The organism is Saccharothrix tamanrassetensis (assembly GCF_014203665.1).
Taxonomy (GTDB): Bacteria; Actinomycetota; Actinomycetes; order Mycobacteriales; family Pseudonocardiaceae; genus Actinosynnema; species Actinosynnema tamanrassetense.
Map to the genome: position 1 here is coordinate 154030 of NZ_JACHJN010000004.1, position 24525 is coordinate 178554.

21 protein-coding genes and 1 pseudogene are annotated in these 24525 nt (G+C 71.0%); 7 read left to right on the forward strand and 15 right to left on the reverse strand.

From position 1 onward, the window contains the following. Positions 1-11: 11 nt before the first annotated feature. From FHS29_RS13780 to typA, 7 genes are all read right to left on the reverse strand, one after another. Entirely contained in the window at positions 12-1064 is a 1053-nt protein-coding gene (locus FHS29_RS13780) for an ABC transporter ATP-binding protein (RefSeq protein WP_184691026.1), read from the reverse strand. Continuing rightward, complete coding sequence (locus FHS29_RS13785; protein ID WP_184691514.1) at positions 1061-2221, reverse strand: ABC transporter ATP-binding protein; 1161 nt, start codon at positions 2219-2221, stop codon at positions 1061-1063. The genes FHS29_RS13780 and FHS29_RS13785 overlap by 4 nt, the downstream gene beginning before the upstream one ends. 41 nt (positions 2222-2262) lie before the next feature. Continuing rightward, positions 2263-3216, reverse strand: coding sequence for an ABC transporter permease (locus FHS29_RS13790; protein ID WP_184691027.1), 954 nt, complete (start codon positions 3214-3216; stop codon positions 2263-2265). Next, a complete protein-coding gene (locus tag FHS29_RS13795; RefSeq protein WP_184691028.1) occupies positions 3209-4207 on the reverse strand; it encodes an ABC transporter permease in 999 nt (332 codons plus the stop codon). The genes FHS29_RS13790 and FHS29_RS13795 overlap by 8 nt, the downstream gene beginning before the upstream one ends. Before the next feature lie 144 nt (positions 4208-4351). Next, positions 4352-6181, reverse strand: coding sequence for an ABC transporter family substrate-binding protein (locus FHS29_RS13800; RefSeq protein WP_184691029.1), 1830 nt, complete (start codon positions 6179-6181; stop codon positions 4352-4354). Between the two features lie 303 nt (positions 6182-6484). After that, positions 6485-8152 carry an ABC transporter family substrate-binding protein gene (locus FHS29_RS13805; protein WP_246440297.1) on the reverse strand — a complete coding sequence of 556 codons (1668 nt, stop codon included), beginning with the start codon at positions 8150-8152 and terminating at the stop codon, positions 6485-6487. A 232-nt stretch (positions 8153-8384) separates the two neighbouring features. Then, a complete protein-coding gene (gene typA, locus FHS29_RS13810) occupies positions 8385-10286 on the reverse strand; it encodes a translational GTPase TypA (protein ID WP_184691031.1) in 1902 nt (633 codons plus the stop codon). 162 nt (positions 10287-10448) lie between these two features. Here typA and FHS29_RS13815 point away from each other — a divergent pair, with 162 nt between their 5' ends. Then, positions 10449-10595: a hypothetical protein gene (locus FHS29_RS13815; RefSeq protein ID WP_184691550.1), complete on the forward strand. Its 147-nt coding sequence runs from the start codon at positions 10449-10451 to the stop codon at positions 10593-10595. A gap of 45 nt (positions 10596-10640) precedes the next feature. Here FHS29_RS13815 and FHS29_RS13820 read toward each other — a convergent pair whose 3' ends face one another. Then, on the reverse strand, positions 10641-10940 hold the full coding sequence (locus FHS29_RS13820) for a YciI family protein (protein WP_184691032.1): 300 nt from the start codon (positions 10938-10940) through the stop codon (positions 10641-10643). 195 nt (positions 10941-11135) lie between these two features. Here FHS29_RS13820 and trpS point away from each other — a divergent pair, with 195 nt between their 5' ends. Next, positions 11136-12101 (forward strand): tryptophan--tRNA ligase, encoded by a 966-nt coding sequence (trpS, locus tag FHS29_RS13825; RefSeq protein WP_184691033.1) that lies wholly within the window; start codon positions 11136-11138, stop codon positions 12099-12101. A 172-nt stretch (positions 12102-12273) separates the two neighbouring features. Here the strand turns inward: trpS and FHS29_RS13830 are convergent, their stop codons facing one another. From FHS29_RS13830 to FHS29_RS13840, 3 genes are read right to left on the reverse strand one after another with little or no spacing between them, the layout of a single operon-like run. After that, positions 12274-13095 carry an NUDIX domain-containing protein gene (locus tag FHS29_RS13830; RefSeq protein ID WP_312864908.1) on the reverse strand — a complete coding sequence of 274 codons (822 nt, stop codon included), beginning with the start codon at positions 13093-13095 and terminating at the stop codon, positions 12274-12276. A gap of 16 nt (positions 13096-13111) precedes the next feature. Then, positions 13112-14380 carry a sensor histidine kinase gene (locus tag FHS29_RS13835; protein WP_184691034.1) on the reverse strand — a complete coding sequence of 423 codons (1269 nt, stop codon included), beginning with the start codon at positions 14378-14380 and terminating at the stop codon, positions 13112-13114. Beyond that, positions 14377-15099 carry a response regulator transcription factor gene (locus tag FHS29_RS13840; protein ID WP_184691035.1) on the reverse strand — a complete coding sequence of 241 codons (723 nt, stop codon included), beginning with the start codon at positions 15097-15099 and terminating at the stop codon, positions 14377-14379. Before FHS29_RS13840 ends, FHS29_RS13835 begins: the two co-directional genes overlap by 4 nt. Before the next feature lie 155 nt (positions 15100-15254). Here FHS29_RS13840 and FHS29_RS13845 point away from each other — a divergent pair, with 155 nt between their 5' ends. From FHS29_RS13845 to FHS29_RS13860, 4 genes are all read left to right on the forward strand, one after another. Further along, positions 15255-16385 (forward strand): LolA family protein, encoded by a 1131-nt coding sequence (locus FHS29_RS13845; protein ID WP_184691036.1) that lies wholly within the window; start codon positions 15255-15257, stop codon positions 16383-16385. Positions 16386-16619: 234 nt separating this feature from the next. Next, on the forward strand, positions 16620-17630 hold the full coding sequence (locus tag FHS29_RS13850; RefSeq protein ID WP_184691037.1) for an ABC transporter ATP-binding protein: 1011 nt from the start codon (positions 16620-16622) through the stop codon (positions 17628-17630). Then, positions 17630-18463, forward strand: coding sequence for an ABC transporter permease (locus FHS29_RS13855; RefSeq protein WP_184691038.1), 834 nt, complete (start codon positions 17630-17632; stop codon positions 18461-18463). The genes FHS29_RS13850 and FHS29_RS13855 overlap by 1 nt, the downstream gene beginning before the upstream one ends. Before the next feature lie 15 nt (positions 18464-18478). Then, complete coding sequence (locus tag FHS29_RS13860) at positions 18479-19006, forward strand: GNAT family N-acetyltransferase (RefSeq protein WP_184691039.1); 528 nt, start codon at positions 18479-18481, stop codon at positions 19004-19006. A gap of 349 nt (positions 19007-19355) precedes the next feature. Here FHS29_RS13860 and FHS29_RS13865 read toward each other — a convergent pair. The 3 genes and pseudogenes from FHS29_RS13865 to FHS29_RS13875 all read right to left on the reverse strand — a co-directional run. Beyond that, positions 19356-20270, reverse strand: a pseudogene (locus tag FHS29_RS13865) (ABC transporter ATP-binding protein); the annotation flags it as partial. After that, positions 20271-21860 carry an ABC transporter permease gene (locus tag FHS29_RS13870; RefSeq protein WP_376774429.1) on the reverse strand — a complete coding sequence of 530 codons (1590 nt, stop codon included), beginning with the start codon at positions 21858-21860 and terminating at the stop codon, positions 20271-20273. Then, positions 21836-22867, reverse strand: coding sequence for a thiamine ABC transporter substrate-binding protein (locus tag FHS29_RS13875; protein WP_184691041.1), 1032 nt, complete (start codon positions 22865-22867; stop codon positions 21836-21838). Before FHS29_RS13875 ends, FHS29_RS13870 begins: the two co-directional genes overlap by 25 nt. A gap of 136 nt (positions 22868-23003) precedes the next feature. On the opposite strand from FHS29_RS13875, the gene FHS29_RS13880 reads away from it, so the two are divergent. Beyond that, on the forward strand, positions 23004-23297 hold the full coding sequence (locus FHS29_RS13880) for a 4a-hydroxytetrahydrobiopterin dehydratase (RefSeq protein WP_184691042.1): 294 nt from the start codon (positions 23004-23006) through the stop codon (positions 23295-23297). Here FHS29_RS13880 and FHS29_RS13885 read toward each other — a convergent pair. Beyond that, on the reverse strand, positions 23253-24458 hold the full coding sequence (locus FHS29_RS13885) for a mannosyltransferase (protein WP_312864909.1): 1206 nt from the start codon (positions 24456-24458) through the stop codon (positions 23253-23255). The genes FHS29_RS13880 and FHS29_RS13885 overlap by 45 nt on opposite strands. Positions 24459-24525 lie beyond the last annotated feature (67 nt).

Consider the following 24525-nt stretch of genomic DNA (forward strand, 5'->3'; position numbering starts at 1 on the left):
CGACACGACCGTCACACCGGCAGCAGCGGCTTCACCTCGGCGAAGTGGCACGCGGACAGCGTGCCCTCGCCGTCGCCGCGGCGCTCCAACCTGGGCTCCTCCACGGCGCAGATGTCCTGTGCCTTCCAGCAGCGGGTGCGGAACCGGCAGCCCGAGGGCGGGTTCACCGGCGACGGCACGTCACCGGTGAGCACGATCCGCTGGCGCTGCCGCTCCAGCCTCGGGTTCGGCACCGGCACCGCCGACAGCAGGGCCTGCGTGTACGGGTGCATCGGCCGGGCGTAGATCTCCTCGCGGTCACCGAGCTCGATGATCTTGCCGAGGTACATCACGGCGACCCGGTCCGAGATGTGCCGGACGACCGACAGGTCGTGCGCCACGAACAGGTACGCCAGGCCCAGCCGCTCCTGGAGCTCCTCCAGCAGGTTCACCACGCCGGCCTGCACCGACACGTCCAGCGCGGACACCGGTTCGTCCAGCACGACCAGCTTCGGGTTCAGCGCCAGCGCGCGGGCGATGCCGATGCGCTGCCGCTGGCCGCCGGAGAACTCGTGGGCGTACCGGTTGCGGTGCTCCGGGTTGAGGCCGACGAGTTCCATCAGCTCGTTCACCCGGTGCTGGATGTCGCCGCCCTGCTCGATGCCGTGGATCTTGAACGGCTCCGAGATCAGCTCGTTGATCTGCCAGCGCGGGTTCAGCGACGCGTACGGGTCCTGGAACACGATCTGCATGTTCCGCCGCACGTCGCGCAACCCCTTGCCGCGCAGCGTGGTCAGCTCGCGGCCCTGGAACTTGACCGAGCCGGACGTCGGCTTGTGCAGCTGGAGGATGGCGCGCCCGGTGGTGGACTTGCCGCAGCCGGACTCGCCCACCAGGCCCAGCGTCTCGCCGGCCTGGAGGTTGAACGACACGCCGGACACCGCCTGCACCTGCCCGACGGTGCGCGGGATGATCCCGCCGCCGCGCACCGGGAAGGACTTGACCAGGTCCTTGACCTCCAGCAGCGGGGAGTTCCCGGCCTGGGAGGCGCCACCGGCCTGCGGGTTCGCGTCAGTTGTGGTCATGAGGTCGAGCTCTCCTCTTCGTGCAGCCGCGCCTCCACGGTGCCGAGGTCCTCGGCGACGGGGATGTCCGGGTTGGCCATCGTGAGCGACGCGGGGTTCTCCACCACGCCGATCTCCTCGTGCGCGAACAGCCGCTGCGGGTGTTCGAGGGTGGCCAGGTACGCGGACCGGTGGCAGCGCGCGAAGTGGCCGGGCCGGTCGGTCTCCAGCAGGGCCGGCTCGGTCTCCCGGCACTCCTCGATCGCCAGCGGGCACCGCGGGGTGAACGAGCAGCCCTGCGGCAGGTTCATCAGCGAGGGCGGCGCACCCTTGATCGGGGTCAGCCGCTTGCCCAGCAGCTGCGGGTTCGGGATGGACCCGAGCAGGCCGACCGTGTACGGCATCCGCTGCGCTTCGAAGACCTCGTCCACGGTGCCCTGCTCGACGACCGTGCCGCCGTACATGACCTGGACGCGGTCCACCATGCCCGCCACCACGCCGAGGTCGTGGGTGATGATCATGATGCCCGCGCTCGTCTCGTCCCGGATGCGCAGCAGCGTGTCCAGGATCTGCGCCTGCACGGTCACGTCGAGGGCCGTGGTCGGCTCGTCGGCGATGATCACGTCCGGGTCGTTGATGATCGCCATGGCGATCATCGCGCGCTGCCGCATGCCGCCGGAGAACTCGTGCGGGTACTGCGAGGCGCGCCGGTCCGGCTGGGGGATGCCCACCAGCTCCAGCGACTCGACCGCCTTGGCCCACGCGGCCTTCTTCGACACGTTGTGGTGCGCCTGGTAGGCCTCGGCCAGCTGCCAGCCCACCGTGTAGACGGGGTTCAGCGACGTCATGGGGTCCTGGAAGATCATCGCGACCCCGTTGCCGCGCACCGGCTGCATCTGCTTGTAGTCCAGGCCCACCAGCTCGCGGCCCTTGAACTTGATCGAGCCGCCGATGTTCGCGGTCTTGGGCAGCAGGCCCATGATCGCCATCGACGAGACCGACTTGCCGGAGCCCGACTCGCCGACGACGCCCAGCACCTCGCCCGCGCCGAGGGTGAACGACACGTCCCGCACGGCGTGCACGACGCCGTCGTCGGTCGGGAAGTCCACCGACAGGTTCTCGACCTTGAGCAGCTTGTCGCCTGCCGCGTCGTCGAAGGAGAACTCCGGTTCGGCCATGATCTGATTGCCACCTCCGGCGGCGGTAACGTCGAACTCGCTCATGCCTTCACCCTCTTCTGACGCGGGTCGAAGGCGTCCCGGAGACCGTCACCGATGAAGTTGACCGACAGCGAGATCAGCACGATGAACAGGAACGGGGTGAAGAACAGCCACGGGTGCAACGTCAGCTCGTTCTTGTTCAGGCTGATCATCAGGCCCAGCGAGGTGTCCGGGCTCTGCACGCCGAGGCCGATGAACGACAGCGCGGCCTCCAGCAGCACCGCCTGCGCGATGGCCAGCGTGGCGTTGACAATGATCACGTCCACGGTGTTGGGCAGGATGTGCCGGAACACGATCCGGAAGGTCGACGCGCCCAGCGCGCGGGCGGCCTCCACGAACTCCTTCTCGCGCAGCGAGAGCACCATGCCGCGGATGACGCGGGCGATCGACAGCCACATGATCAGGCCCAGGTAGAGGGCCACGATCAGCCAGTTGCTGCCACCGCCGCCCGCCACCGACGCCACGAAGCTGTTGCGCACCAGCACGGCCGCGATGACCAGGCCGGGGATCACCAGGATCAGGTCGATGAACCGGCTGATGAGGGCGTCGACCCAACCGCGCATGTAGCCGGCGAGCGCGCCGAGCACCACGCCGATGACCGTGGACAGCACCGCGACGAAGATCGCGATCTGGAGCGAGAACTGCATACCGCGGATGATCTGCGCGACCATGTCGAAGCCGAGGCGGTCGGTCCCGAACGGGTGGTCGCCGCTGGGCGGGAGGTACCGGCGGTCGGTCTCGGTGTAGGGGTGCTTCCAGAGCAGCCCGCCGAAGAACGCGAACAGCGCCAGCAGCACGAACATCACCAGGCCGACCAGCGCCGCCTTGTGCCTGGTGAACCGCTTGAGGATGACCTGCCACTGCTTCTTGGCCGCGGTGTTGTCGAACTGGCTGACCTCGCCGCCGGTGGTCGGCGCGGCGGGCGCGGCCACGGGGGAACCGATCTCAGTCAAGGCGGATCCTCGGGTCCAGGACCGCGTACAGCACGTCCGCGATCAGGTTGAACACGATGATGAACACGGCCGTCACCATCATGAAGCCGAGCACCTCGTAGGGCTCGATCCTCGTGATCGCCTCGATGAGGAACTTGCCCATGCCCGACCAGCCGAAGACGGTTTCGGTGATCACCGCGCCACCGAAGTTGGCGCCGATGTTGAGCGAGGACACCGTGATGATGGGGATGAGCGCATTGCGGAACGCGTGCTTGAAGATGGCGCGGCCCTGCGAGATGCCCTTCGCCTGTGCGGTGCGCACGTAGTCGGCGTTGAGCGTCTCCAGCATGGACGCGCGCTGGAAGCGGCTGTAGAGCGCGAACTGGATGACCACGAGACAGATGGTCGGCAGCACGTACGCGCCGGAGTACTGGAAGATCTGTTCGCCGATGCTGCCCTTGAAACCGTCACCGGGTGGTCCGGCGGTGATGATCCAGCGGTCCGCGCCGAGCGATTCCAGCCAGTTGTTCAACTGGATACCACCGGCCTTGAGCACGAGCGCGACGCAGAACAGCGGCATCGAGAACATCGCGAAGGATATTCCGGTCGCTGTGTAGTCGAAGATCGAGTATTGTCTCACCGCACCGATGACACCGACCGCGATGCCGAGTATCAGGGCGATGATCTCGGCGCCCAGGATCAGCCGGAGCGTCACGCTGAAGGCGTCGAGCACGTTCTCCTTCACGGGCTTGCCCGCGTTGCCCGGGACGACGGACTCGCCCCAGTCGCCGGTCACGAAGTCGCCCGCCCAGGTGACATAACGCTCGAAGAACGGCTTGTTGTAGCCGGTGCGATCGTAGGCGGCGGTGATCTCCGCCTGTGTCCGGGGCTTCTGGAGCTTCCACTCGCCCAGGGGATCGCCCATGGCGTTGACGAGTCCGAAGCAGAGGAATGAAGCGACGATCAACAGCGGAATCGAGATCAACAACCGCCGGAGTATGTAACGGAACATGACAGGTCTCTAGTCTCCCTAGGCGCCCCCGCCGCAAGCGGGCCAGCCTACCTGACGCGGACGCCGGCCGGGGGGCCGGTGCTTGTGGCACCGGCCCCCCGGTCGGATGAATCAGTTAGCGTCGCGAGCTGGTGGCAGCTCGACTTACTTCTTGATCTGCCAGGCGTACAGGTTCCACGTCACGCCACCGCCGACACCGATGTAGGAGATCGGCGAGATGTCCGCCGTGGAGGCGGCGAAGTCGGACAGCTGGAACAGCGGCACGCTGTGCATGTCGTCACGCATCTGCTTGTCGACGTCGTTCATCGCCTGGATGCGCTTCTGGAAGTCGAGCAGGCCGTTGGCGGCCTTCCACTTCTCGGTCACCACGGCCGAGTCGTAGAGGTTGTAGTTGCCCGTGCCGCCCTTTTCCTTCTGGGCGTAGTTGCCGAACGCACCGGCCTTGACGGGCTGGCCGACCCACGCGAACAGCGCCGCGTCGAACTCGGACGTCGGGAGGCGCTTGTCGTTGAAGTCGGCGGCCTGGTCGTCGACGATCTCGATACCGGCCTGGCGGCACTTGTCCTGGAGGATGCGGACGGTGTCGGCACGGCGCTGGACGATCTTGTGGCCCAGCTTGAAGGACGCCCGGAACTCGCCCTTGGTGTAGATGCCGTCGGCGCCCTGCTTCCAGCCGGCGTCCTCGAGGGTCTTCTTGGCCGCGGCCACGTCACCCTTGCCGACGTCGCTGTAGTGGTCCTCGTAGCCGACCTCGTTCGGCATGAACACCAGCGAGCCGAGCGGCTTGGCGTTCGGGTCGACGTCCTTGACCAGCTTCTCGACCAGGTCCTCGCGGTCGAAGCACTGGGCGATCGCCAGGCGCAGCTCCTTGTTGTCCTTGAACAAGGGGCGGCTCATGTTGAAGTCGACGTGCTCGAAGGTCTGGCCACCGGCCGCGAAGACCTTGAACGAGCTGTCGCCGCGCAGCTGCTGGGCGACCGCCGGGTCGGCCTGCGGCGCGATCACGACGACTTCCTTGTTCTGCAGCTGCTGGGCCGCCGACTGGGCGTCCGTGTTGGTCTTGAGGATGACCTTCGACGCGGCGGGCTTCTCGCCCCACCACTTCGGGTTGCGGACGAGGACCGTCTGGTCCTTCAGGTCTGTGGACTCGATCAGGTACGGGCCGCCGGACAGGGCGACGGAGGCGTCGAAGCCCAGCCAGCCCTTGGTGTAGAAGTCGGCGACCTTCTTGACCGTGTCGTCGTTCTGCGCCGGGGTCACCTTGGTGATGTCGGTGACGCCGGACTTCTCCTCCAGGATGTGCGCCGGCAGCAGGCCGTCGCTACCGACCATCGAGAACAGCGAGCGGTAGTCCGCGAACGGCTTGTCCTTGAAGAAGGTGGTGGTGATGGTCTTGTCGTCGTTCGAGCACTCGAGCTTCTCGACGTCCTCGTAACCCGTGGGCGACGTGTCGAAGATGGAGGCCTCGGAGCCGTCCTCGCCCTTGATGGTGGCCTTGCTGCTGCCGGCCAGCCACTTGAGGTGGAAGTCGTCGCAGTCGATCGGCTTGCCGTCCGACCAGACCGCGGCCTTGTTGACCTTCCACTCGATCGTCTGCGGGTCGCTCGACGTGACCTTGATCGACTCCATCAGGTCGCCATCGATCTTGATGATGACCTTGCCGTCGGACGACAGGTCCGTGATGTACGGCGAGGGCTGCACGTTGGACAGCGCGATGGTGCTGGAGAAGTTGTTCGTCGCGCCGATGTTGTTGTTGTAGTTGTGGAAGCCCTCTTCGACCGCGACCGCGATCTCACCGATGTCGTCCACCTTGGGACGCTTGAACAGCTCGTCCTGGCCGCCGATCTTGCCGGGGTCGGCGTTCTGCTGGCCACCTTGGTCGCCTTCACCGGCTCCGCCGCCACCGCACGCACTCAGCACGAGTGCGGCGCCGGTCAGCAGCGCGAGCGCCGAGACAGCCTTTGATCTCCTCATCGACACGTGCCCTCCTAGCACTGGGTTGGAGCCGGGCGTTTGCGCCGAACTCCACCCATAACCGTGATGTGCCAAACGCGCCCCGAACCGACACACCGTTGCAGCACGATAAGAAGTCGCCGCAAGCAGGGTCACTCCCCCAAGGCCGATCGTGACCAAAGGGTGACACGCTGGTAGCAGCAAGCTACTCCGTCGTTACCGCGTGGGAGCGTTCGTTAACCGGACGACGGGAATACTGTCAATATTGCCCCGGGAACGCACCTCGAACCAGGGTGAACTTCACTCAATCAGACCAGTTAACGGTCAACGGCCTTCCCGCCGCCAGGTGGCGGCACCGCTCAGCGGCCCGGCGAACGGGGCCCCGGCGGTCACGTTCTGAGCCTGCGGCAGGGCCACCAGCAGGTCTGCTACCTGGAACAACGGCAGCGCGACGGCCTGCTGCCAGAGCACCGGCTCGATCCGCGCGAGGGCGTCGGACAGCAGCACCCGGCCGGTCAGCGCGTCCTCGATCGAGGTCTGCACGGACTGGTCGCAGAAACCCGACAGATTCGCCGGAATGGGCGTACCGCCATCCCCCGACGAGGTGCGGCAACCGAATGTGGAAGCGAGCGTGGCGGCCGAATCACCGGTGTCCACGCGCGGCACCACCGCAATGTCGACCACCTCGGCGCTCGTTGTCGCGGTGCCGGCGAGATCACGTCCGAACAACTGATTGGGCGGCGTTGTAAGGACGCGTCCAGCGATTCCGGACAATGACAACTGACGTTGAACCTGGCTCGCGATGGTCACATACGGCTCGACACCGGCCGGTGCGGCGATGGTGAGCACGAGTTGTTTGCCGTCCCGCACCCACTGCCCGTTCTGCTGGGTGTAGCCGGCCTCGGCGAGCAGCCGGCCGGGCGGCGTCGGGTTCGGCTGGTAGGTCGGCAGGTAGCCGGCCTTGGTCGGCGGCACCACCTGGGAGTCCGCCTTGAGCTGCGCGCTCGGGCCGTTGTGGCTGCCGATGGCGATCAGCTCGTCCCGGTCGAGCGCGTTCAGCACCGCCTGCCGGACCCGGACGTCGGCCATCTGCGGCGCGGCCGGCCGGGCCAGGACCTGCACGACCTCCGGCCGCGGCACGACCGACGTTGTCAGGGACGTTGTCCGGGCCAGCTCCTCGATGTCTTTCAACGCGATCGCGTCCGCCCGGATGAGCGCGGCCTGGTCGTCGACCGTCTTGAGCGCCTCGACGGTGTCGTGCTGGCTCGCCCGGCGCAGCACCACCCGGTCGAGCGCGGTCGGCCGCTCCCAGAACCGGTCGTTGCGCTCCAGGATGATCTCGCCGCGCGGCTGGTCGAGCGTGCGGACCGCGAACGGGCCGGCGGTGGCCGGGAAGCTGTCGGTCAGCGCGGCGGCCCACCCGCCCGGCGCGTCCTTGAGCAGGTGGGCGGGCAGCAGGTTGGCGAACAGGCTGCGCCAGCCGGGGTAGGGGGTGCCGAAGACGACCTCCACCACCTTGCCGCCCTCGCGGGAGGCGATGTCGTCGATCAGCCGGTAGCCGGCCGGGTCGACCACGCCCGGCTCCGCGCGCATCCGCTCCCACAGGTAGACGAAGTCCTCGGCGGCGATCGGCGCGCTGTCCGACCAGGAGGCGTCCCGCCGGATCGTGTACGTGACGGTGTACGGCTCGGCTTTGGTGACCTCGGCGCCGACCAGCAGGTCCAGGTCGATGCGCGGGCTGCCGTCGGTGTTCGGCCGGAAGGTGCTGGGCAGCAGCAGCGACGAGAGCGCCGTGGTGACCGTCGACTGCCCGGCCAGGGTGTGCGGGTTGTAGCTGCCCTTCACGTCGTCCACCCCGACGACGACCTCGTTCAGCTTCTCCTTCGGCACGATGGTCATGCCCGGCGTGGACGGCACCAGCGGGGGCGGCGGCGTCACCGAGCACGCCGACAGCGCGAACAGCGCGGCCACTGCGACAACGGCCGCGCGCATGCGGTTCCCCCCAGACCGAGTCATGCACACGAGCGTGCCAGAAGAAGTCGTGCGTGTCGGACCTGCCCCTCCTGCATCGGCGTGGGCTCGGTCACCGGCGAGTCGGCACGCCGGCGCGTCCTCGCGGGAGCCGGTCGCACCTTATTAATGGGGTGCGCTGCGGGCGTGACGCGAACGCGCCCCCCGGCGAGGATGCCGGGGGGCGCGTTCGGGGCGGTGAGCAGCGCTGTGATCAGCCGCGGAGCTTGAGCCGGTTGCGCTCGCGACCGCGCTGGTTGGCGTCCAGGATGACCTTCCGGACCCGGACGACCTCGGGCGCGACCTCCACGCACTCGTCGGCGGCGCAGAACTCCAGCGCCTCCTCCAGCGACAGCTTGCGCGGCCGGGCCAGCGTCTCCATCACGTCGGCGGTGGAGGTGCGCATGTTCGTCAGCTTCTTCTCGCGGCAGACGTTCACGTCCAGGTCCTCGGCGCGCGGGTTCTCGCCCACGACCATGCCCTCGTACGCGTCCGCGCCCGGCTCCACGAAGAACGTGCCCCGGTCGGCCAGCTGGATCATCGCGTACGCGGTGATGGAACCCGACCGGTCGGCCACCAGCGAGCCGTTGTGCCTGGTCCGGATCTCGCCGGCCCACGGGGCGTAGCCCTCGGAGACCGCGTTGGCGATGCCCGTGCCGCGGGTCTCGGTGAGGAACTCGGTGCGGAAGCCGATCAGGCCGCGCGACGGCACCACGTAGTCCAGCTTGATCCGGCCGCTGCCGTGGCCGGACATGTTCTCCATCCGGCCCTTGCGGTTGGCCAGCAGCTGGGTGATCGCGCCCAGGTGCTCCTCGGGCGCGTCGATGGTCAGCCGCTCGAACGGCTCGTGCAGCTTGCCGTCCACGGTCTTGGTGACCACCTGCGGCTTGCCGACGGTCAGCTCGAAGCCCTCCCGCTTCATCTGCTCGACCAGGATGGCCAGCGCCAGCTCACCGCGGCCCTGCACCTCCCAGGTGTCCGGCCGCTCGGTGGGCAGCACCCGCACCGACACGTTGCCGACCAGCTCCGAGTCCAGCCGGGCCTTGAGCAGCCGCGCGGTCAGCTTGGTGCCGCCGCCGCGACCGGCCAGCGGCGAGGTGTTCACGCCGATGGTCATCGAGATGGCGGGCTCGTCCACGGTGATCCGGGGCAGTGGCTCCGGGTTGTCCACGTCGGCCAGCGTGTCACCGATGGTGATCTCCGGGATGCCGGCGATGGCGACCAGGTCGCCCGCCCGCGCCTCCTCGGCCGGGACGCGCTCCAGCGCCTCGGTGATCAGCAGCTCGGTGATGCGCACCTTCTGCACCGAGCCGTCCTCGCGGCACCACGCCACCGTCTCGCCCTTGCGGATGCGGCCGGCCTCGATGCGGCACAGCGCGATCCGGCCCAGGAACGAGGACGCGTCCAGGTTGGTCACCAGCGCGCGCAGCGGGGCGTCGGCGTCACCGGTCGGCGCGGGGATGTGCGTGAACAGCACCTCGAACAGCGTGTCGAGGTTCTCCTCGTCCGGCAGGCCGCCGTCGGCGGGCTGGTTGAGCGACGCCCGGCCGGCCCGCGCCGAGGCGTAGACCACCGGCAGGTCCAGCACGGAGTCGTCCGCGCCGACCTCGGTGGCCAGATCCAGCAGCAGGTCGTGGGCCTCGTCGACGACCTCGGAGATCCGGGCGTCGGGGCGGTCGACCTTGTTCACCACCAGGATCACCGGCAGGCCCGCGGCCAGCGTCTTGCGCAGCACGAACCGGGTCTGCGGGAGCGGGCCCTCGGAGGCGTCCACCAGCAGCACCACGCCGTCGACCATGGACAGGCCGCGCTCGACCTCGCCGCCGAAGTCGGCGTGGCCGGGGGTGTCCACCACGTTGATGGTGACCACGCCGTCCGCCGTCCGCCGGCGCACCGCGGTGTTCTTGGCGAGGATCGTGATCCCCTTCTCGCGCTCCAGCTCGCCGGAGTCCATGACCCGGTCGACGAGTTCGGCGCGTTCGGAGAAGGCGCCGGACTGGCGGAGCATGGCGTCGACCAGAGTGGTCTTGCCGTGGTCAACGTGCGCGACGATCGCCACGTTGCGCAGGTCGTTGCGGACCAGCGTTTCCTTGATCGACGCGGTGGCCGTGGGCACGCGGAACTCCTAGAGCTGTCTGTCGAGGATGGGCAGGCGCCGGACAGGAATCGCGCGCAGCCTTGTACAGCCTACCGGGCGGGCCGCCAATACCACACAGCAGCGCAGGGTGAGGTCAGCCTCACCTACTGTGTGGACACCCGGACGAGTGGAAGGCATCACGTGGGCAAGGCCAAGGTGAAGAAGAAGTGCTGCCGGTCCACGCCGCGCTGCCGACGGTGCCCGGTGCCCGCGCTGCTGAAAGCACGCCAGAAGGCGATCAAAAAGGCGGAGAAAGCGGCGCGCAAAGCCCGCAAGAAGGCCGACTGATCCCGCGCCACCCGGTTGCGCCGGGTGGCGGGTCCGTTCGGCCGTTCAGGTCGACACGGCCTCGTTGACCTTCGCCAGCTCCGGGGCGGTCCTGGTGGCCTCGAACTCCACCACCCGGTAGCGGGCGAGCTTCTGCTGCGCGAAGGGATCCGTGGCCAGCAGCGCGTCCAGTCGGCCGCGCGGCATCGGCCGGACGATGATCACCCCGCCCACCCTGGGCACCTGCCTCCCGGAGGCGAGGAAGCGACCGGCTTCGTACTGCTTGTTCAGCCAGTCCACGTGCTCCGGTAGTGCGTAGTCGACTTCGGCCAGTGGCTTGATGTACTCCAGCAGCACGACGTACATAGAAAAATCGTAGACCCGCGACACACCGGTGAAACACGCTATGATCGCGGCTATGCGCACTTTCTACCCGTTCTGGTGGTCCGCCTACCGGCGGCCGTGAGAACTGTGCGTTGACGAACGCTGGCCGCCCGCTCGGGGCGGCCTTCGTGCGTTCGGGGGCTGGTCCGGGTGGGCACACCTCGAAGGGAAGCCCCCATGATCAGGTTGTCCGCGATCACCCCGTCCGGCCCCGTGCAGCTGGGCAACTACCTCGGCGCGATCCGGCGGTGGGCCGCCGAGGGCACCGACGAGGACGTGTACTTCATCAGCGACCTGCACGCCATGACCTCGTCGCACAACCCGGCCCGATTGCGCTCGTTGACCAGGGAGCAGTTGGCGGTGCTCATCGCCGCCGGCGTCGATCCGCGGTCCGTGTCGGTGCAGTCCGACCTGGTCCGCGAGCTGGGCGCGCTGACCTGGGTGCTGGAGTGCACCTGCACGTACGGCGAGGCGGCGCGGATGATCCAGTTCAAGGAGAAGTCCGCCGGGCGGTCGTCGGTGCGGCTGAGCCTGCTCACCTACCCGGTGCTGATGGCGGCCGACATCCTGCTCCAGGGCGCGCACGAGGTGCCGGTCGGTGACGACCAGGCGCAGCACGTGGAGCTGGCGCGGGTGCTGGCGCGGCGGTTCAACGGCACCTACGGGGAAGTCTTCGTGATGCCGAAGTCCGTGGTGCCGCCGACCGCGGCGCGGGTCCGCGACCTGGCGGACCCGTCCCGCAAGATGGCGAAGACCGCGAAGGACGCGGCCGGCACGGTGTTCGTGCTGGACACGCCCGACCTGGTCCGCCGCAAGATCAAGCGGGCCGTGACGGACGACATCGGGGTCGTGCGGTACGCGCCGGACACCCAGCCTGGCGTGGCGAACCTGCTGGAGATCCTGGCCGCGTGCACGGCAAAGGACCCGGAGGAGCTGGCGTCGTCGCTGTCCGACTACGCCGAGCTGAAGGAGGCCACGGCGGAGGCGGTGGTCGAGGAGCTGCGCGGGGTGCGGGAGAGGACCCAGGCGCTGCTCGACGACCCCGCTGAGCTGGACCGGGTGCGGGCGCACGGCGCGGAACGGTCCCGTGAGCGCGCCGGCCACCGCCTGGACGCGGCGCTGCGGATGACCGGCCTCGGCTGAAGGGTTCCCGGCGGACGGGACCGGCTGCCGGTGACCGGGTTCGTGGGCCCGGTCCGACCGGAGCCGGTCCCGGACGGGCCGGTCGCGCGGGTTCGGCACGAGCCGGTCGGGTGGTTCCGACGAGCCGGTCACCTGATCCGGGACGGGCCGGTCGCGCGGGGTGCCGTACAGGTCAGTCGCGTGGTTCCAGCAGCTCGTGCAGGGCGGGCAGCAGGACGCGGTCGGCGGGCAGCCAGTCCAGGCCGTCCAGCTCGGCCGCACCGACCCAGCGCACCGCCCGGTGGTCCAGCGCCTGCGGCTCGCCCCGCACCAGGTCCGCGCGGAACACCCGCAGCAGGTGGTCGGCCTGCAACGGGACGTCCGGGCCGACCTGCTCGCCCGGCACCACCGCCACGCCCAGCTCCTCGTCGCATTCCCGGACCACGGCGGTGTGGTCGTCCTCCCCCGGGTCGACCCGGCCGCCCGGCAGCTCCCAGCAGCCCGCCTGGTGCTCCGGGTAGCCGCGCTGCTGCGCGAGCAGCAGGCCGTCGCGCACGATCGCCGCGCCCACGACCACCTTCGCGCCCACCAGCTGCCGACTCCGCGCGGACACCGCCGAGGCCCGCGCCTGGAGCACCTTCAGCGCCAGCCCGCGTCCCACCACCACGTCCGCCAGCCGCCCGAAGGGCCCGCCGGGGCTGGTCCACTCCACCGAGTCGACCACCATCGTGCCGCCCCCGGTGTGCAGCAGGTCCGTGATCAGCACGAACCTCGGCAGCGGCCCGCCGACCAGCTCCGCCGACACGCCCGTGGTGTCCGCCCTGGTGACCAGCAGCGTGCCGTTCACCGGACCGACCGAACCGGCCAGCTCGGCACCCACGTACAGCACCGGCCCACCGCCGATGCGCACGCCCAGGCCGCGGATCGACCGCGCCAGCAGTCGGGCGTCCAACAGCGCCGCGGCGACCGTCCGCAGCGGGGCGTCGACCAGCGTGGTCGCTCGAAGCTCGGGCACAGGTCCGATCCTGCCATCACCGGTAGGCGGGCCAGCGCACCTCCAGGCGCGCGCCGCCCTCCGGCGACTCCACCGCCCGGACCGTGCCCCGGCGGCGCGTCACGAGGTGCGCGACGAGGGCCAGGCCCAGCCCGAACCCGCCGGTGGCCCGGCCCCGGTCGGACTCCACCCGGTAGAACCGGTCGAACACCTTCTCCCGGTGCTCGGGCGCGATGCCGTGCCCGTCGTCGTCCACCAGCAGCCGGATCTCGCGCGGCGCGGGCAGCACCGAGATCCGGACGAACGTCTGCGCGTAGCGGGTCGCGTTGCGGAGCAGGTTGTCCAGCACCAGCTCCACCTCGGTGCGGGCGGCCTGGATCAGGCACGCGCCGACCGGGGCGTGGATCGACACCAGCAGCCCGGTCCGGTTCATCCGCTCGACCGCGGCCTGGGACTGGAGCACCAGGTCCACCGGCTCGGAGCGGGGCAGCTCGCCGGTGTCCGCGCGGGCCAGCATGAGCAGCGCGTCCACCAGGTTGGACAGCCGTTCCGACTCCTCCACCACGGACTCCAGCACCTCGATGGAGAAGTCCGGGTCCGGGTGCGCCACCGCCACCTCGGCCTGGGCGCGCACCGACGTGACCGGGGAGCGCAGCTCGTGCGCGGCGTCCCCGGTGAACCGGCGCAGCCGCTCGGTGGCCTCGTCGCGCCGGGCGAGCAGGGCGTTGAGGGCCTCGGCGAGGGCCTGCAACTCGTCCCGCGCGGCCGGCACCGGCAACCGTTGACCCCTGGGCAGTTCGGCCGCCGCGACCCGCATCCGCTCCACCGGGCGCAGCGAGGACCGCACGGACAGCCAGGTCGCGATGCCGACCAGGACCGCGACCAGCACCGCCGCCACCGCCAGCCACCTCGTGCCGAGCTCGTTGGCCTCGCCGTAGCCGACCAGGGTGTCGCCCGCGACGTGCAGCTGCGGGGTGCCGTCGGCGGCGAACACCACCCGGCCGACCCAGCGGTGGGCGCCGGCGCCGTCGACCCGCAACACCCGTTCGCCGGCCTTGAGCTGCCGGATGTCCTGCGCGGTCAGGGCGGGCCGGGGCCCGCCGTCCAGCGGGTTGCCCGCGGTGTCCAGCACGCGCACCGCCTGCGCGCGGTCCAGCTCCGCGTCCACCGCGCTGACCTGCACCATGCCGATCAGGCTCGGTGCGAGCAGGGTCAGCGCGAGCAGGCACAGCAGCGCCACGCCGGTCGACACGACGGTGATCCGGAACCGCAGCGTGCGCCGCAGCCACCAGCGGCGGGGGTTCACCTGCGCCTGGCGGCCGTCGAGTCCAGCGCCGCGTCGAGGTCGGGCGTCGAGGCCAGGTAGCCGTGGCCCCGCACGGTGCGCACCACCTCCCCGGCACCCATCGCGTCCAGCTTGCGCCGCAGGTAGCCGACGTAGACCTCGACCGCGTTGCGGGTCGCCGCCTGCTCGTCGCCCCACACCGTGCGCAGCAGCTCGTCCTTGGTCACCACCGAGCCCGCCCGGCTGGCCAGCACGTCCAGCACCGCGTACTCGCGCGGCGACAGGCTCACCGGCTCGCCCGCCCAGCTCACCTCGCGCACCGCGCGGTCCACCACCAGGTCGCCCAGCTTCAGCTTGCGCCGCGCCAGGTCGGCCTGGTTGCGCCGGAGCAGCGCGCGGACCTGGGCCACCAGCACCACGAAGCTGAACGGCTTGACCAGGTAGCCGTCCGCGCCCAGGTCCAGGCCGTCGGCCTGGTCCACCTCGCCGTCCTTCGCCGACACCATCAGGACCGGTGTCCGCACCCCCTCCGCCCGCATCCGCTGCAGCACCCGGTAGCCGCTCAGCCCCGGCAGCATGATGTCCAGCAGCACGACGTCGAACGCCCCGGTCAGCGCCACCCGCAGCGCGTTCGGGCCGTCGGCGGCCGTGACCACCTCCATGCCCTCCGCGGACAGGCCGCGTTCCAGCGCGCGCCGCACGCCCACCTCGTCGTCGACTACCAGCACCCGTGGCCTCACGCCCACAGGATGCCCGGTGAGGAGGACAATCGGCGCGGGATCCTCAGTCCGTTCTCAGGGTCGGCGCCGCTCTCAGCGTGATCTCAGCCCGACCCGAGGAACGTCTGTGGTGTCGGACCGGCACCCGGTCGGCCGACGCCCATGGAGGAGGGGACATGAACCGGAGAAGGGTGACCGTGGCCGCCGCGGCGGTCGGCGTCATCGCCGGAGCCGCGGGCCTGGGGGTGCTCGCGATGCCCGCCGGTGCGGGGCCTGCCCCCGTCCTGCCGGACGTCAGCGCGGAGTCCCTGGTCGAGTCGGTGCTGACCGCCGAGCCCGCCGCGTTCGGCGGTGCCGTGGAGGTCAGCAACGACCTGGGCATCCCCGGCATCGCGGGCCTGCCGCAGCTGTCCGACGGCGAGTCGAAGCTGCGGATGTGGACCGACGGCGGGGGCCGGGTGCGGGTGCAGCTGCCGGCGCGGGACGCCGAGCGGACGTTCGTCGACGACGGGCAGACCGGCTGGCTGTGGAACTCGGCCGACCAGACCGTGACGAAGCTGCCGCACGGCCAGGTGGCCGAGCCGAAGCTGGACCTGGACCCGGAGGGGCAGCGGTCCGCCCCGCCGGACCCGGTGTCGCTGTCCCGCGAGGTCGTGGACCGGATCAAGGAGTTCAGCGACGTCAGCGTCGACGGCACGGCGCGGGTGGCGGGCCGGTCGGTCTACGAGCTGGTGCTGACCCCGAAGCCGACCGAGCGGACGGTGCTGCGCGAGGTGCGCGTCGCCGTCGACTCGGAGCTGCGCCTCCCGCTGCGGCTGGCGGTGCTGACCAACGGCACCGACCACCCGGCCGTGCAGGTCGGCTTCACCGAGCTGAACGTCGGCCCGCAGGACGCCGGTCTGTTCGCCTTCACCCCGCCGCCGGGCGCGAAGGTCGAGGTGCCCGAGGTCGGCGGTCCGACGGAGGAGGAGAAGGCGCTGGCGCAGGGCGCGCTCGCGGAAGCCAAGCCCGAGACCCACGGTGAGGGCTGGGACGTCGTGCTGACCGCGAAGGTCCCGACCGACGCCCTGGCCGGCCTGGCCGAGGGGCAGCGGTCCGGGCGTGAGTGGGAAGGCCGCGACAACCCGGAGAACGTCGACGTGCAGGGCCTGCTCAAGCAGCTGGGCAAGCAGGTCAGCGGTCCTTGGGGCAGCGGCACCCTGATCACCACCAAGGTGGGTGGCGTCCTGCTGGCCGACGACGGCCGGGTGGCCCTCGGCGCGGTACCGGAGCAGGTGCTCACCGAGGCCATCGCCAAGGTGAAGTAGCCACCGGGGCCGGCGCCGGGCCTCAACCCCCGGTGTCGGCCCTCCTCCGGCGGGCACCAGGCCGGGCCGGTGGACGACCACGGCCCGCCGAGGCTCCCGACGCGGGCAGAACGCCTGCCACCGGCGCGGCTTCCGCCGCCGAGACCACCAGGGAACGGACTTCATGGCCCGCCAGGACAGGCGAACACGCGCCGCAGCGCACCAGGCTGCGGACCGACCACGGGAGAACACCGCATGACCACCTCGACCAGCGCGCGGGCGGAGTCGGCCGACGCCGGTGACGCCCCGGTCCTCGCGGCCCGGACGCGAGGGCTGCGCAAGGTGTACGGGCACACCGTCGCGGTGGACCGGGTGGATCTCGAAGTGCCGCAAGGCGCGGTGCTCGGGATGCTCGGCCCCAACGGGTCGGGCAAGACCACCACGATCCGCATGCTGCTCGGGCTCGTGCGGCCGACCGAGGGGGAGGTCGAGCTGCTGGGGAAGGCGCTGCCCGACGGCGCGGCGGCGGCGCTGCCGCACGTCGGCGCGCTGGTCGAGGGGCCGGGTTTCCACCCGTTCCTGTCCGGGCGGGAGAACCTGCGGCGGGTCGCGGCGTTCGAGCCGCTGCTCGCCACCGGTTCCATCAAGCAGGCCGTGGAGGACGCGCTGGAGCGGGTCGGGCTCGCCTCGGCCGCGCACCGCCGGTACCGCGGCTACTCGCTGGGCATGAAGCAGCGGCTCGGGCTGGCCGCCGCGCTGCTGGTCGAGCGGAAGCTGATCGTGCTGGACGAGCCGACCAACGGCCTGGACCCGGCGGGCACCCGGGAGGTGCGCAACGTCATCGCCGACCTGCGCAACGGCAGCACGACGGTCGTGGTGTCGTCGCACCTGCTCAGCGAGATCGAGGCGACCTGCACCCACGTGGCCGTGCTGCACCGGGGCACCGTGGTGGCCCAGGGCGGGCTGACCGAGCTGCTCCAGGCCGAGAGCAGTGCGCTGCTGGTGGTCACACCGGAGTGGCTGGAGGCGCTGAACGTCCTGCGCGACGGCCGGATCTCGGCGCGGGCCACCGACGACGGCCTGCGCGTCGAACTGATCGGCACCACCCCGCCCGCCGTGCTGGAGACGCTGGTCAAGGCCGGTATCCCGGTGTGGGAGGCGCGCCGGCAGCGGACCGGGCTGGAGGAGCTGTTCGCCCGGCTGACCGAGGCGGAGGAAACCGACGAGGGGTTGTCCGCGGTGGACACGATCGAGGAGAAGGCGTGATGGGCACTCTGGTCGCGAGCCGCGCTCCGCTGGGCCGCCAGCTGCGGTCGGAGCTGCGGTGGATCGTGCGCAGGCCGCGGACGGTGATCGGGCTGTCGGCGCTGTGCCTGGTGCCCGTGCTGGCCGGGATCGGGCTGTGGTTCGCGGTGGACGGCGACGGCGCGGCCGGACCGGGCTTGGCCGCGATCGTCTCCGGCAACGGCCTGGTGCTGCCGATCTTCACCCTGTTCCTGGCCCTGCCGCTGCTGCTGCCGCTGGTGGGGGCGATCTGGGCGGCGGACGGCCTGGCGGGCGAGTCGCAGCACGGCACGTTGCGCGGGCTGCTGATCTCGCCGGTGGGCCGGCTGCGGCTGCTGGCGATCAAGTCCTTCGGCGTGGCCACCATGACGCTGTTCGCGGTGACGCTGATCGCGTTCGTCGGGGCGATCGTCGGCGCGGTCCTGTTCGGCGGCCAGGGGCTGCTCACGCTGTCCGGCAACACCCTGCCGTTCCTCGACGCGCTGGGGCGCATCCTGCTGACCATCGTGCTGGTGACGATCCAGGTGTGGGGCGTGGCGGCGATCGCGCTGGCGATCTCGGCGTGCACCGAGCACCCGCTGGTGGTGATGGCGGCGACCATGGCCGGGGTGATCGTGTCCGGGGTGCTGGGCCTGTTCAGCGCGCTGGACTGGTTGCAGCCGTACCTGATCACCTCGGGGTGGAACGGCCTGATCGACGTGATGCGCGACCCGCTGCCCACCGAGCAGCTGTGGAACAGCACCGCGCTGGCCGGGTGCTACATCCTGATCGGGCTGTCGCTGGCGGCAATGCGGTTGGCAACCAAGGACAGCTGAGGCATCTTCTGCCTCATGTTCCTGGAAACCGAACGGCTGGCGCTGCGGGACTTCACGGCGTCCGATGTGGACGCCTTGGCCGACCTGCACGCCGACCCGGCCGTGATGCGGTACCTGGAGGGCGGTCGGCCGCTGGACCGCGCGGCGGTGCGGGGGGACCTGCTGCCGCGCTACCTCGGCGCCACCGGCTGGTGGGCCGGTGTCGACAAGGCGACCGGCGTGCTGATCGGGGCCTTCGAGTTCCGCGAGACCGAGCCGGGGGTGCGGGAGCTGGGGTATCGGCTGCACAGCAGGCACTGGGGCGTCGGCTACGCGACCGAGGTGTCGCGGGCGCTGGTGGACAACGGGTTCCGCGCGCTGGGCGTGCGCCGGGTGTTCGGCACCACGATGGCGGTGAACGCGGGCTCGCGCCGGGTGCTGGAGAAGGCGGGACTGCGCTTCGTGCGGACCTTCTTCCAGGACTGGCCGGACCCGATCCCCGGCTCCGAGCAGGGCGAGGTCGAGTACGCGCTCGACCGGGAGGACTGGGCCACTACCCGATGACGGCGACGCCGTCGGGGTCGACGGCCAACCGGACCCGGTCGCCGGGACCAGGGGGCGCGGCGACCGGGGCCACCGCCTCGAACTCCCCCGCGCCCACCCCACCGGCACCTGCCCCGGCACCGCTCGAAGCCACCCCGCCGGCACCAGCGCCCGCACCGGCACCGGCACCGGCACCGGCCTCGGCGCCACCACCACGGCCGCCGGCACCCGCTTTCGTACCCGCCGACCCGGCACCACCACGACCGACATCGGCCACGGCACCGACCTCGCCACCGACCGGACCGGCCGAGTCGGCGGCATCCGACGCGGCACCGGCCGAAGCCTCGCCACGAGCCCCGACCCCAGCCCCACCAGCATCGACACCCGCACCACCGCCGGAACCAGCGTCCGACCGGAGCAGCCGGACCAGCAGCCGGACGTGGTCGCGGCGGTGGACGCGTTCCAGGACCTCGGCCTCCAACGGCCCGTCCGGATCCACGCGCAGCGCCGTCGCCCGCAGCCCCACCCGCGCGGACACGCCGACGAGTCGTTGCGCAGCCTCGGCCCCCAGCACCTTCCCGCAGCCGAGGAACCGGGCCACCTCCACGTCGACCGGCGACCGCCACACCTGCGCGGGCGGCCCCACCTGCCGGATCCGGCCCGCGCTCATCACCGCCACCCGGTCCGCCAGCGTGAACGCCTCGTCGTGGTCGTGGGTGACCACCAACGCGGTCGCCCCCGCCTCCCGCAGCACCCGGGCCAGGTCCACCGCCAGCGACTCCCGCAACGCCCGGTCCAGCGCCGACAGCGGCTCGTCCAGCAGCAACAGCCGGGGCCGGGGCGCCAGGGCGCGCGCCAACGCCACCCGCTGCTGCTCGCCGCCCGACAGCTCGGTGACCTTCCGCCGCTGGTAGCCGCCGAGACCGACCAGTTCCAGCAGCTCGTCGACCCGCTTGCGCCGCGCCTCCCGCTCCACCCGCTGCATCCGCAGCCCGAACGCGACGTTCCCCGCCACGTCCCGGTGCGGGAACAGCTGGCCGTCCTGGAAGACCAGCCCGAACCCGCGCCGGTGCACCGGCGTGCCGGCGAGGTCGACCCCGTCCCACGACACGACCCCCGCCGACGGCACCTCGAGCCCGGCGACGGCCCGCAACAGCGTCGACTTCCCGCAGCCGGACGGCCCGAGCAGCGCCACCACCTCGCCGTCACCGACCGTCAAGCCCACCTCGGACACCGCCGCCACGGCCCCGTACCGGACGCTGATCCCGTTCAGCTCCAACGACATCTAGAACTCCCCGCCCGACGGCACCCGCAGCCGTTCGATCAGCAGCACGGCCGCCGTGGTCACCACCATCAGCAGCGCGCACGCCGCGTACGCCAGCTGGCTGTTCAACTCCCCCGGCCGCGACATCAGCCGCGCGATCACCACCGGCAGCGTCGGCGCGTCCGGCCGGGCCAGGAAGCTCGTCGCCCCGAACTCCCCGAGCGCCACCACGAACCCGAACCCCGCCGCCGCGACCAACGACCGCGACGCCAGCGGGAGGTCCACCTCGCGCCACACCCGCCACGGACTGGCGCCGAGCGTCGCGGCGGCCTGTCGCAGCCGTTCGTCGACGGCCCGCAGCACCGGCAGCACGATCCGCACGATCAGCGGCGTCACCACCAGCGCCTGCGCCAACGGCACCAGCAGCGGGGACGTGCGGAAGTCGCCGGGCAGCGCGTCCATGGTGATCAGGTACCCGAACCCGACCGTCACCGCCGACACCCCCAACGGCAGCATCAGCGCGGTGTCCAGGGTCTCCGCGAACCACGACCCGTGCCGACGCAACCCGACCAGCACCACCGCCGACACCACGCCGACCACCAGCGCGACCACCGTCGCGTCCGTGGCGGTGCGCAGGGACTGGGCAGCCGCCTGCCACCCGGTCACGGCGAGCGTCCCGCGATCCCCCGTGCCCGCCAGCGCCCGGTAGCCCGCGAGACTCCAACCGTCCTGAGTGGACAGTGAACGCACCACCAGGCCCACCACCGGCACCAGCAACGCGCCGATGACCAGCCAGGCAGCCGCCACCACACCCCACTCGCCGCCGACCGGCCGCCGCCGGACCTCCACCCGCAACGGCAGCGCCTTCTCCCGCCGTCGCCGCGCCGCGCCGCCCACCAGCAGCACCGCGAGCACCGCCGCGAACTGCAACAACGACAGCGCCGCCGCGCCGGACAGGTCGAACAGCTCCACGGTGCGCAGGTAGATCTCGGTCTCCAACGTGCGGTACCGCGCCCCGCCGAGCACCAGCACCACGCCGAAACTGGTGGCGCAGAACAGGAAGACCACCGACGCCGCCGACCCGATCGCCGGACCCAGCGCGGGCAGCACGACGGAGGTGAACGCACGCAGCCGCGACGCACCCAGCGCCCGCGCCGCGTCCTCGGCCCGCCGGTCGACCTTCGCCCACAGCCCGCCCACGGTCCGCGCCACCACGGCGACGTTGAAGAACGCGTTCGCCAGCACGATCGGCAGCACGCCGCCGTCCGGCCACAGCGCCCGGAACGCCAGGCCCACCACCACGGTCGGCAGCACGAACGGCACCATCACCGCCGCCCGCACCAGCCCCGTCCCCCGGACCCGGCAGCGGGCCAGCAGGAACGCCACCGGCAGGCCCGCGACCAGGGCGAGCACCGTCGCGGCGGCGGCCTGGCCGAGGGTGAACCCGACCAGGCTCCAGGTCCCCGGATCGCCCAGCGCCGGCCACACCCCGCCCTCGCCCAGGCCGAGGGCGACGATCGCGGCCACCGGCCAGGCGAAGAACACGCCCAGGAACACCAGGGGCAGCAGGGCGGCGAGCGACCAGGTCAGCCTTGGACCAGCGAGCGCCACTGCGCAACCCACTGCTCGCGGTTGGCGTCGACCTGGCCGGCCGGCAGGGTGCGCGCCTGGTCCGGCAGCGGTGCGGCCTTGGTCCACGCCTCGGGCAGCGCCACGCCCTCGCGCGACGGGTACACGTACATCTGACCGGGCACGTCGGCCTGGAACTTCTCCGACAGCAGGAAGTCCACCACCTTGCGCGCGTCGTCGGCGTTCTTCGCGCCGTTCAGCACGCCCGCGTACTCCACCTGCCGGTAGCAGGTGTCCAGCAGCGCCTTGGTGCGCGGGTTGCCGTCGTCGCCGATCTCGGCGGACGGCGAGGACGCGTAGGACACCACGACCGGCCGCGGGCCCTTGCCGCTGGAGCCGGAGAAGTCCTGCGTGTAGGCCTCTTCCCAGCCGCTGACCACCTTGACGCCGTTGGCGCGCAGCTTCGTCCAGTAGTCCTGCCAGCCGGACTCGCCGAACTCGGCGATCGTGCCCAGCAGGAACGCCAGACCGGGCGAGGACGTGGCCGGGTCCTGGACGACCAGCAGGTCGCGGTACTTCGGGTCGGTCAGGTCCGCGTACGACTTCGGCTCGCCCTTGTCCTTCAGCGCCGCCACGTCGATGTTCACGCACACGTCGCCGACGTCGACCGCGTGCAGCCGGTCGGGCGGGTCGAGCCGGTAGCGCTGCGCGCCCTTGCCGGCCTCGGGGCTGGCGTACTCGGCGAACACGCCCTCCTTCAGCGCCCGGGACGCGAACGTCGAGTCCACGCCGAAGGCCACGTCGCCGATCGGGCTGCCCTTGGTGAGCACCAGCTTGTTGGTCAGTGCACCCGCGTCACCACTGGCCAGCGGCTTGATGGTGATCCCGGTCTCGGCCTTGAACGCGTCCAGCAGCTCGGGCTTCACCGCGAACGAGTCGTGCGTCACCAGCGTGACGACCCGTTCGCCCGGCGGGGCCTGGTTGCCCGCCACCGAGCACGCGGCCAGCAGCGAGCCGGCGAAGACAGCGGTCAGCACTCGTCGAAGCATCATCTCTCCCTACACCGGCATGACCCGGATCAGGTGTGGACGGTCGAGGGCTGGCGCGCCCTCCTCTCAGCCCGGCGCAGCACCGGACTCCCGTGGCAACCGCGCAGCCTACGCCATGCGGTGGGACCATCGGGGCATGGCAGAGCTGCTGACCGACGACCAGGTGACCAACGCGCTGTCCACCCTCCCGGACTGGCGGGCGCAGGACGCGGCGCTGGTGCGCACCGTGGAGCTGGCGAGCTTCCCGCAGGCGATCCAGGTGGTGAACCGGATCGCGGAGATCGCCGAGAACGACGACCACCACCCGGACATCGACATCCGGTGGCGCACGCTGACGTTCCGGTGCAGCACGCACTCGATCGGTGGGATCACCGCCCTGGACGTGTCACTGGCGGAGGAGATCGACGGCGTGCTCGACGCTCTGGCGTGACTTCTGCCGCAGCACCACGGCCACCGTGACGAGCGTGAGCAGGCCCACCGCCGGGTACACCCAACCCAACAGCGAGAAGTACCAGGGGCGCGGGATGGTCCAGATCGACGGCTGCACGATGAGCAGGTACGAGATCAGGTAGCTGCCGATCGCCAACAGCCACGCCCAGGCGGTGACCGCCGCGAGCCGGTGGCGCACGCCGTAGATCAGCCACATCAACGCGGGCACCGCCCACACCCAGTGGTGGCTCCAGGAGATCGGCGACACCAGCAGACCGAGGAACTGCACGGTGACGAGCATCGCCAGCGTGTCCTCGGCCTTCACGGCGGAGCGCAGCGCCCACACCGTCAACGCCACGGCCACCGCGACACCGAGCAGGTAGAGCGGTCCGGTCTGGACGTCGTAGCCGACGGTGCGGGACAGCGCGCCGCGCAGCGACTGGTTGATCGCCGACCCGACCGGGCCGACGCGCGTGGCGTCGCCGAGCAGCTGGAACCAGAACTGGTGCGACTGGCTCGCGGAGATCAGGTAACCGAGGCCGACCGTGCCGGCGAACGCGACGAACGACCAGACGGCGGCCTTGAAGTTCCGCGTGACGAGGAAGTACAGGCCCGAGATGGCCGGCGTGAGCTTCACCCCGGCCGCCAGCCCGACACCCGCGCCGGCCGCCCAGGGCTTCGCGCTGACCATGGTGGCCAGCAGCAACGCCGCGAGGACCAGGTTGATCTGCCCGTAGTTGAGGGTCGTTCGCACCGGCTCGACCCACACGAACAGCGCCGTCCACAGCATGGCGCGGCGGGGATCCCTGCTGCCGACCAGTTCGAGCGACTTGCGCACCAGGAACCACAGGCAGGCGAGGCTGAGCAGCTGCCAGAACCAGCGCGCCACGTCCCAGGAGACCCAGGACAGCGGCACGAACACGAACGCCGAGAACGGCGGGTAGGTGAACGGCAGGGCGAACTGGTCGGAGAACTCCTCGAGCCGCCACTGGTACAGGTCGCCGGTGAACAGCTCGGGCGAGGCGTTCCGGTAGACCAACAGGTCTACCATGGTCATCTTGGTCTGGAACGCCACCATCGCGAGGTGCCCGACCAGCGAGAGCCCGAACAGCCACGGCGCGACAGCGAGCACCCGAGCCTCGACCGCTCGCAGCTTCACCACCAGTACCTCCACGTTCGTGTGAATTGGACGACTGCCGGGCCACGAAACCGGGTACCCGTACGTCAAG